This is a genomic window from Allobosea sp. CER48, from assembly GCF_044752385.1.
In the GTDB taxonomy this organism is placed as follows: Bacteria; Pseudomonadota; Alphaproteobacteria; order Rhizobiales; family Beijerinckiaceae; genus Allobosea.
On record NZ_JBIWYK010000524.1, the window covers coordinates 1 to 1,972 of the forward strand.

The 1,972-nt window shown below is 66.6% G+C and carries 2 protein-coding genes; one reads left to right on the forward strand and one right to left on the reverse strand.

What is annotated here, in order from left to right; translation table 11 throughout:
* Window positions 1-505 (reverse strand): enoyl-CoA hydratase/isomerase family protein (locus ACIPIA_RS15110; protein ID WP_400510733.1); only part of this gene is annotated, 505 nt, incomplete at its 3' end.
* 253 nt (window positions 506-758) lie between these two features.
* Between ACIPIA_RS15110 and hemB the strand changes: the two genes are divergently transcribed.
* Entirely contained in the window at window positions 759-1,814 is a 1,056-nt protein-coding gene (gene hemB, locus ACIPIA_RS15115; RefSeq protein ID WP_400510734.1) for a porphobilinogen synthase, read from the forward strand.
* The last annotated feature ends 158 nt before the right edge of the window (window positions 1,815-1,972 follow it).

Below are 1,972 nucleotides of genomic sequence, written 5' to 3' on the forward strand. Positions count from 1 at the left end.
CGGTCAGAGCCAGGAAGCGTCCGAAGCCGTCGGCCAGGCGCGGCAGCGCGTAGGTGGCGCCGACATCGGGGAAGAAGCCGATGCCGACCTCGGGCATCGCGAAGAGATAGCGGTCGCCGGCGATCCGGTGGCTGCCATGCAGCGAGATGCCGACGCCGCCGCCCATCACGATGCCGTCGATCAGCGCGACATAGGGCTTGGGATAGGTCTTGATACGGTGATTGAGGATGTATTCCTCGCCCCAGAAGGCGAGCATCTCTTCATGGCGCCCGGCCTTGCCGCAATCATGCAGCCAGCGAATGTCGCCGCCGGCCGAGAAAGCCTTCTCGCTCGTGCTGATGACCACCACGCGGGTCACCTGCGGATCGTTCTCCCAGGCGTCGAGCGCACGGGCGAGTTCGCGGACCATGCCGAGGCTCAGCGCATTGAGCGCCTTCGGCCGATTGAGCACCACGACGCCGGCGGCGCCGCGGATCTCGCAGATGATCTCCTGGTCCTGCGTCATGGTCAGATCCTGCTTCCGATGGGCAGCGGTTCTGGAAGGCGGGGGCAGGCTTGTCAACGCGACGGAACGGCAACTGCGACTTGGCCTGGCCGCACGGGCATCGCGCGTGCTGCGGTCTGCGCCGGCCGGCCAGCGGCCTTGCGACCACGCGCCCTGTTTTGGAATAATTCCGATGTGATATGGAAACGGCCTGCCGACATCGCCCGATCGACGAATGCCGGGCCGTTCCCAATCACCGCTTGAGGCACAATTCATGGAATCCCGGGTCGTGCGGCCTTTCCCCGCCCCTCAGTCGCAGCAGGACGAGGCGCATGCCGCGCCTTCCCTCGGCCTCGCCCGTCGCATGCGCCGCAACCGCAAGGCGGATTGGTCACGCCGGCTGGTGCGCGAGTCTGCGCTGACGACCGACGACCTGATCTGGCCGATCTTCCTGATGGACTCGTCCGAGGCTCGCTCGCCCGTCGAATGGATGCCGGGCGTCGACCGGCTCAATGTCGACGAAGCCGTGCGGCAGGCGGCCGAGGCCGCTGCGCTGGGCATCCCGGCGATCGCACCCTTTCCCTATGTCGACAAGGCATTGCGCGACCCCACCGGCTCCGAGGCGCTGAACACCGGCAACCTGATGTGCCGGGCCGTGCGCGCCATCAAGGCCGAGGTCCCGCAGATCGGCATCATCTGCGACGCCGCCCTCGACCCCTATACCTCGCATGGCCATGACGGCGTCATGGACGGCGAGCGCATCCTCAACGACGCCAGTGTCGCCGTCCTCGTCCAGCAGGCGCAGGCGCTTGCCGATGCCGGCGCAGACGTCATCGCGCCCTCCGACATGATGGACGGGCGCGTCGGGGCCATCCGTGCCGCCCTCGACGGCGATGGCCATGAGGATGTGCAGATCATGGCCTATGCGGCGAAGTATGCCTCCGCGTTCTATGGTCCCTTCCGCGACGCGATCGGCACCAACGCCACGCTCGTCGGCGACAAGCGCACCTACCAGATGGACCCGGCCAATTCCGACGAGGCCATCGCAGAGGTGATGCTCGATCTCGAAGAAGGCGCGGACATGGTGATGATCAAGCCCGGCCTGCCCTATCTCGACGTGGTCGCACGGGTGAAGGATCATTTCCGCGTCCCGACCTTCGCCTACCAGGTCTCCGGCGAGTACGCGATGATCATGGCGGCCGCCAATAATGGCTGGCTCGACGGCGACAAGGCCATGCTGGAGAGCCTGCTGGCCTTCAAGCGCGCGGGCGCCGACGGGGTGCTGACCTATTTTGCGCCGCGCGTGGCGAAGAAGCTCAAGGCCGGCTGAGAAGCTCGCGTCGCTGCGGCGGCCTCGGCTTCAAGGCGCGGAAGCCGTTGCAGCCGTCGAGACCTTTCGGAGCGTTCCATGTTCGGCATCACGCTCCGCGCGACGTCCAGTGCCCCGTCATTCTGGAAATTGGTCGACGAGGCCGCTCAGTTCGAGGA